This window comes from Geobacter sp. PheSNFMC, assembly GCF_059620965.1.
In genome coordinates, this window is the sequence record NZ_JCAMRN010000110.1 from 1 (window position 1) to 6,373 (window position 6,373).

8 protein-coding genes are annotated in these 6,373 nt (G+C 61.6%); all 8 read left to right on the plus strand.

The features are described from left to right. Nucleotides 1-42: 42 nt before the first annotated feature. Nucleotides 43-330 carry a flagellar biosynthesis anti-sigma factor FlgM gene (flgM, locus tag AC6CDK_RS17390; RefSeq protein WP_039646792.1) on the plus strand — a complete coding sequence of 96 codons (288 nt, stop codon included), beginning with the start codon at nucleotides 43-45 and terminating at the stop codon, nucleotides 328-330. An 18-nt stretch (nucleotides 331-348) separates the two neighbouring features. Beyond that, nucleotides 349-840, plus strand: a complete 492-nt coding sequence (locus AC6CDK_RS17395) for a flagellar protein FlgN (protein WP_039648393.1) — start codon at nucleotides 349-351, stop codon at nucleotides 838-840. Between the two features lies 1 nt (nucleotide 841). After that, nucleotides 842-2,275 carry a flagellar hook-associated protein FlgK gene (gene flgK / locus AC6CDK_RS17400; RefSeq protein WP_039646790.1) on the plus strand — a complete coding sequence of 478 codons (1,434 nt, stop codon included), beginning with the start codon at nucleotides 842-844 and terminating at the stop codon, nucleotides 2,273-2,275. A 9-nt stretch (nucleotides 2,276-2,284) separates the two neighbouring features. After that, complete coding sequence (flgL, locus tag AC6CDK_RS17405) at nucleotides 2,285-3,181, plus strand: flagellar hook-associated protein FlgL (RefSeq protein WP_192905368.1); 897 nt, start codon at nucleotides 2,285-2,287, stop codon at nucleotides 3,179-3,181. A 23-nt stretch (nucleotides 3,182-3,204) separates the two neighbouring features. After that, the gene (gene csrA, locus AC6CDK_RS17410) at nucleotides 3,205-3,444 is read left to right on the plus strand and encodes a carbon storage regulator CsrA (RefSeq protein ID WP_039646786.1); all 240 of its coding nucleotides are present in this window, start codon (nucleotides 3,205-3,207) and stop codon (nucleotides 3,442-3,444) included. Between the two features lie 4 nt (nucleotides 3,445-3,448). Next, nucleotides 3,449-3,928: a flagellar assembly protein FliW gene (locus AC6CDK_RS17415; RefSeq protein WP_039646784.1), complete on the plus strand. Its 480-nt coding sequence runs from the start codon at nucleotides 3,449-3,451 to the stop codon at nucleotides 3,926-3,928. Between the two features lie 289 nt (nucleotides 3,929-4,217). Then, entirely contained in the window at nucleotides 4,218-5,048 is an 831-nt protein-coding gene (locus AC6CDK_RS17420) for a flagellin N-terminal helical domain-containing protein (RefSeq protein ID WP_039646782.1), read from the plus strand. A 362-nt stretch (nucleotides 5,049-5,410) separates the two neighbouring features. Continuing rightward, nucleotides 5,411-6,373, plus strand: a 963-nt coding sequence (gene fliD / locus AC6CDK_RS17425) for a flagellar filament capping protein FliD (RefSeq protein WP_496639939.1), incomplete at its 3' end; no start/stop codon positions are given.

A 6,373-nucleotide genomic window follows, 5' to 3' on the forward strand; every position in this document is an offset into this window, starting at 1 on the left:
GGCGAAGCCGGCCGCGGATGAAAAGAACGGTGCCCGATAGCTATGCTGATTGATAGCGATATCGTATCCCTTTCCAGCGCGGGGGCGCCTCCCGCTGCACCGCCGAAGGCGGGCGCGGGGCACGCGGCCAGGGCCGAGGCGGCGCCGGTGACGGAGCGGGTAGATCTCTCCATCGACAAACCGGCCATCGACCGCCTGAAGGAGGCGGCCGGCAACGGCGAGTCGTTCCGTGCCGAGCGGGTCGCGGAGATCAGGCAGCAGATGGCCGAAGGATCGTACCGGGTCGATGCCCGCTCGGTGGCGATGCGCATGATAGGACAGAACGTTTAGGGAGAGGAGATGCAGGGGATGGACAAAGGACTGTCACGGCTTGTTGAGCTTCTGAACGCCCGGGGGGCGAGCATGGAAGAGATGGTCAGGCTGCTGGAAGAGGAGCGTGCGAGCATCGTGGCGCTCCAGGCCGAGCGGCTCCAGGCCGCGGTCGAGCACAAGGTGCAGGTGGTGGCACGCATGGAAGAGCTTGATGACGACTGCCGCAAGGTCATCGCCGACGAAGCCCGCGCCAGAGGCCTGGGCGAGGCAACCCTGTCGCCCCTTCTGACCGGAACCCCCTCGCCCGAGAAGGCTGAACTTGCCGGGCTCCAGGCCAGGCTCTCGACCCTTGCCCGGGAAATCCGCGACATGATTGCCGACAACCGGCGGCTGCTGGAGACTTCCATGGTCACGGTGGGACGGTCCCTGGCATTTTTCCAGAGCCGCCTCACGGTAGCCGAAACCTACGGCCACTCCGGCTCCATGGTGGAACGCTCCTCCGGCGGCATTCTCCGGAAGGAGATCTGACATGAGTATCCTGAGCCTCCTCGACATAGCCAAATCAGGCATCACCGCGCAGCGTCTCGCCCTTGAGGTCACCAGCGAGAACATCACCAACGTGAACACGCCCGGCTATTCGAAGCAGACCACCGTTTTCACCACCGCCACCGTGTCCCAGGAACGGGGGTTCCCCCTGGGCAACGGGGTAAGGGTGGCTGAAATCCAGCGCGCCTACGACGACTTCCTCCAGACGCAACTCAAGTCCGAAAGCACCACCAAGGGGTGGAGCGATACGGTGCTTGCCTCCATGACGCGGGCCGAGCAACTCTTCAACGAGTTCACCACCGACGGTCTGGGCAAGTCGCTGCAGGACTTTTTCGGCGCCTGGCAGGATCTGACCGCCAACCCCCAGGGCCAGCCCGAGCGGCAGGCGATCCTGGCGCGGGGGCAGCAGCTTGCGGACCAGTTCAAGCGGGTCAACAACTACCTCAACGACATCAGGACCGAGGCAAACCAGTCCCTGGAAGGGATTACCGCCAACGTCAACGACAAGCTGCGGAAGATTGCCTCCCTCAACGAGCAGATCAAGCAGATAGAGATTCAGGGCGCCCGGGCCAATGAACTGCGCGACCAGCGGGATCTGGCGGTGCGTCAGCTCGCCGAAAAAGTGGGCATCACGTACATGGAGCAGACCGACGGCACCCTCAACGTGAGCCTCTCCCTCGGTCAGCCGCTGGTCCTGGGCAAAGACGCGGCAGTCCTTTCACTGCAGCCCGATGCGGCCAATTCGGGCTTCTACAGGATCTACTCCACCGCCCCCGGCGGCACCACCGCCGTGGACATCAGTTCCATCGCAGGGGGACCGGGGAACAGCCAGGGGGAAATGGGGGGAACGCTTCAGGTCCGCGATTCTCTCGTGAACGGGTTTCTGGCCGACCTCGATGAGCTGGCCTATACCCTGGCAACCGAGGTGAACGCGGTTCACTCCAGCGGCTTCGGCCTCACCGGCTCCACGGGGATCGGCTTCTTCACCACGCCGGCGACCATGGCGGGATACAGCGGGCTGGGAGGGATATCCGTCGCCATCACCAACACCAACGACATCGCCGCCGCCAATGCCGACCCCGCCGTGGGGGGGACCGGCAACAACACCAATGCCAAGGACATCGCTTCCCTGTTCGACAAGATCCTGCCCCTGTCGGGCGGGAACATGACCCTGGGCGGTTTCTACAACTCCCTGGTGGGGAAGGTGGGCGTGTCGGTCCAGAATGCAGAGCGGAGCGCAGCGCTGTCCGAGGGAGTCCTGAAGCAGTTGAACAATCTGCGCGAATCCCAGTCGGGGGTCTCTCTCGACGAGGAGCTGGCAAACCTCATCAAGTACCAGAAGGCCTACGAGGGGGCCGCGAAACTCATCAACACGGGAACCGAGATGATAGACATCATCCTCGGACTCGTTCGATAGGAAAACGCCATGAGAGTAACGCAAAACACCACGGCAAACCTGGTCCTCAACAGCCTCCAGACGATCAGGCGGCGAATGGAGGAGCTGGAGCAGCAGGCATCCACCGGCGTGAAGATCAGCGCTCCGGGGGACGATCCGGTCACGGCCCAGCAGATTCTCCACATGAAGTCGCTCATGGCGGCGGGGGATCAGTATTCGCGCAATATCTCCAACGGCATTTCCTGGCTCTCCATGACCGAGGCGGCCATGGACGAGATGGGGAACGTGCTCATCCGGGCCAAGGAGCTGACGGTGCAGATGGCCAACGCCACCAGCGATGCCAAGGCCCGGGAATCGGGCATGAACGAGATCATCCAGTTGCGCAACCAGCTCATTCAGCTCGGCAATACCCAGCTCAACGGTCGCTACGTGTTCGGAGGGTTCAAGAACGACACCCCTCCCTTCGATGCCGCGGGAGCGTTCAACGGCACCGATGACAGCATTACCATCGAGATCGACCGGGGCGCCTTCGTGCCGATCAACTACTCGGGCGGCAACCTGCTCCGTGGCGGCACTCCGCCGGGGTCCACCGGTACCGACATCATCGGGACGTTCGACAACCTGATCACGGCCCTGAGTGCCAACGACCAGGCGGGTGTGCAGGCGGAACTGCCGAACCTGGAGTCCGCCCTGTCCCAGGTCCTGTCGAACCGCACCGATCTCGGCGCCCGCATGAACCGGCTCGAAAGCCAGAAGAACGTCATCGAGGAGATGAAGTTCAGCCTCACAAAGGTTCTCTCCGATAAGCAGGACGTGGATTTCATGCAGGTCATCAGCGACCTGACCAAGCAGCAGACGGCTTTTGAAGCGGCGATCGCGGCGTCGGGGAAAATTTCGCAAGTTTCACTTCTTGACTACCTCTCGTAGGGGGAAGGGCGCCAGGAGGGCGTATGTTAGTACTGACCAGAAAAATGGGAGAAGTAGTCACCATCGGTGATTCCATCAGGATCAAGGTGGTGGAGATGAAGGGAAACCAGGTGCGGCTCGGCATCGAGGCTCCCAATGACCTGCGCATTTACCGTGAGGAAATCTACCTCAAGGTTCAGCGCGAAAACCAGATCGCCGCTTCGTGGAACCTGGCGGACCTGGAGAAGGCGGTAACCTGCCTCGGCGCGGACGGGAAGGAGTAAGAACGTGAACGTGACCACCACGCGTTTCGGCGAGATAGTCATCGACGAGGCGAAAATCATCACCATGCCCGACGGGATGCTCGGATTCTCCGAGAAACGCTTTGCCCTGCTCACCCCACAAAACATAACCCCCTTCTGCTGGTTCCAGTCGGTGGAGAACCCGGAATTGGCCTTCGTGGTGGTGGACACCAAGGAGTGCGCGCCGGACTACGCGGTAAAGCTCACCGCCGAAGAGAGCGAAAAGCTCTGCGTGAACGACGGCGATGAGGTGCTGCTGCTGGCGGTCGTGACCATGGCCTCAGACCCCTTCGACATCACGGTCAACCTCCAGGGGCCCATCGCGCTCAACCCGAAGCGGATGCTTGCCAAGCAGATCGTCCTGGAGGGGAGCAGGTATACCACCAAACAGCCCTTCTTTGATCAGGCCGCCAGGGGCAGGGCGTCCGGCACGGGGAGCGCGGCCGGCGCTGTCTCTGTGGCATAGCTTGGCAACGGTGCGTAATTTGGGCTAATCCTCCCGCCGTGCGCGGAGCGACTGCTTTTTGAGAAAAAAATAAGGGACACGCGATTTTTTTTCTAAAGCTTTTCCGGCTGCCGCCGATACGTGAACTAAACGGCGGCGCTTCGCACGTCGACCGAAGATGAAAGTTGAAAGGCAGGGCGTGGACGGCACCCGCGTCGGGCCCGGCTGGGCGCCGGCAACGTCATGGCTTTCGGCTTGCACACCCAAGGGGTAAGGAAACCCCGAATCACACTCAAGGAGGAAGTACACCATGGCACTCACAGTAAACACCAACGTCGCATCCATCAACGCCCAGCGGAACCTCAACATCACCCAGTTGTCCCTTGGCAAGTCCCTTGAGCGCCTCTCGTCCGGCTATCGGATCAACCGCGCCGGTGACGACGCCGCCGGTCTGGCCATCTCCGAGAACATGAGGGCTCAGATTCGCTCCATGAACCAGGCCGTCCGCAACGCCAACGACGGCGTGTCTCTCGTGCAGACCGCTGAAGGTGCTCTGAACGAGGTCAGCAACATCCTGGTCCGGATGAGGGAGCTCGCCACCCAGTCTGCTACCGGCACCGTTTCTTCCGAGCAGCGTGGCTACATCGACTCCGAGTTCCAGGCCCTCAAGGGCGAGATCGACCGGATTGCCAGCTCCAGCGAGTTCAACGGCTCCAAGCTTCTGGACGGCACCTCCGCCACCTACTCGTTCCAGGTTGGTTCGCGCAATACCAGCAATGACGTGATCTCCGTCTCCATCAGTGCTGCCGGCGCCAGCTCCATCGGCGTTGGCACCGCCAGCGTCACCGGTACCGATGGTGCCGCCGCCAAGGCCGCCCTTGACTCCATCGACTCGGCCATCAAGAACGTCTCCGGCATCCGTGGTACCCTGGGTGCGGTCCAGAACCGCCTCCAGTCCACCATCAACAACCTCCAGGTGTCGGTGGAGAACCTCTCCGCCGCAGAATCCCGGATCCGCGACGTTGACGTTGCTTCCGAGACCGCAGCCCTGACCCGCGCCCAGATCCTGACCCAGGCCGGCACCGCCATCCTGGCCCAGGCCAACCAGACCCCGCAGTCGGCTCTTTCGCTCCTGCGTTAATCCGACTGGCAGTTCAGGTCATGCAAAGGGGGGAGGCACATGCCTCTCCCCTTTCTTTATTGACGGAGCGCATCGTGCTCCCCGTTTCTCCCCGCGGTTTCTCAGGGTCGAAAATCTGACTCTCTCTGCCTCGCTCCACTGCGGGTTTGGTCAAATAGTTGACACTCCCGTCTCTCGCCGCTAAAGTTTTTCCCGATCAGGTCGATACGTATAAGCAGGGATGGCACCCTGCTGGGTAGTGCACCCGGCCAAGGGCTGCGTGGCCTGAAAACGCCGCGCTTCTTTTCCGGAAGCGTTTTTCGATTGTACTGATTCAAGGTGGAGCCGGTTTTGCATCTCCGGTTCCCGAGGAGGAAACGCACATGGCAAGCGTATCGTTTAGCGGATTGGCAACGGGACTGGACTCAAATACGCTCATTTCCCAGCTCATGTATCTGGAGCGCGCTCCCGAGCGGATCCTGGAGAGCAAGAAGAGCACGATCAACAGCCAGATCGATGTCTACAACCAGGTCACGAACCTGCTGAACTCATTCAAGACACTGGCTGCCGGCATGAATACCGCCACCGGCTTCATGGGCAAGACCACGTCCGTGGGGGACAGTACGGTCGCGACGGCCACGTCGTCCAGCATCGCATCGCCGGGCAGCTATACCCTGACGGTAAACTCCCTGGCAAAGAACGAGCGTCAGGTGGTTGATCAGGGGTATGCCTCGGCAGACGAGCTCAATTTCAAGACCGGCACCTTCACCATTAGCGGTGTGGCCACTCCCATCACCATTGCCGAAGGCCAGAACTCCCTCCAGGGGATCGCCTCTGCCATCAATGCCTCCGGCGCGAACGTGACTGCGTCGATCATCAACGACGGATCGGCGAATCCCTACCGGCTCGTCATCACCGGCAAGGATACGAACAATTACACCCTTGACTTCTCCGGCCTCACCGGCGACCCGGCCAGCGGTACCGCCTATGCCACGCCCACCATCACCAAGTCGGGCCCGGCCTATCAGGCGGGAGCGGCTGCCAGTTTCTCCGTAAACGGCATTGCCATCACCAAGACCTCCAACATCGTCACTGACGTGATCCCCGGCGTGTCACTCACCCTGCTCAAGGAGGGGGGAGCCACCACCACGGTTACCGTGGGGAACGATACATCCGGGGTCACCAAGAAGATCAACGACTTCGTCGGCGCCTACAACGCGGCCATGTCCCAGATCAACAAGCAGTCCGAGTACAATGCCACCACCAAGAAGGGAGGGGTCCTCTCCGGGGACTCGACCCTGCGCAGCGTGAAGACGCAGCTCCAGAACATCCTGACCACTCCCGTG

Excerpts from the sequence above, each read along its gene's own strand:
- flgM (WP_039646792.1), top strand. The coding sequence starts at position 43 with ATGCTGATTGATAGCGATATCGTATCCCTTTCCAGCGCGGGGGCGCCT.
- AC6CDK_RS17395 (WP_039648393.1), top strand. The coding sequence starts at position 349 with ATGGACAAAGGACTGTCACGGCTTGTTGAGCTTCTGAACGCCCGGGGG.
- flgK (WP_039646790.1), top strand. The coding sequence starts at position 842 with ATGAGTATCCTGAGCCTCCTCGACATAGCCAAATCAGGCATCACCGCG.
- flgL (WP_192905368.1), top strand. The coding sequence starts at position 2,285 with ATGAGAGTAACGCAAAACACCACGGCAAACCTGGTCCTCAACAGCCTC.
- csrA (WP_039646786.1), top strand. The coding sequence starts at position 3,205 with ATGTTAGTACTGACCAGAAAAATGGGAGAAGTAGTCACCATCGGTGAT.
- AC6CDK_RS17420 (WP_039646782.1), top strand. The coding sequence starts at position 4,218 with ATGGCACTCACAGTAAACACCAACGTCGCATCCATCAACGCCCAGCGG.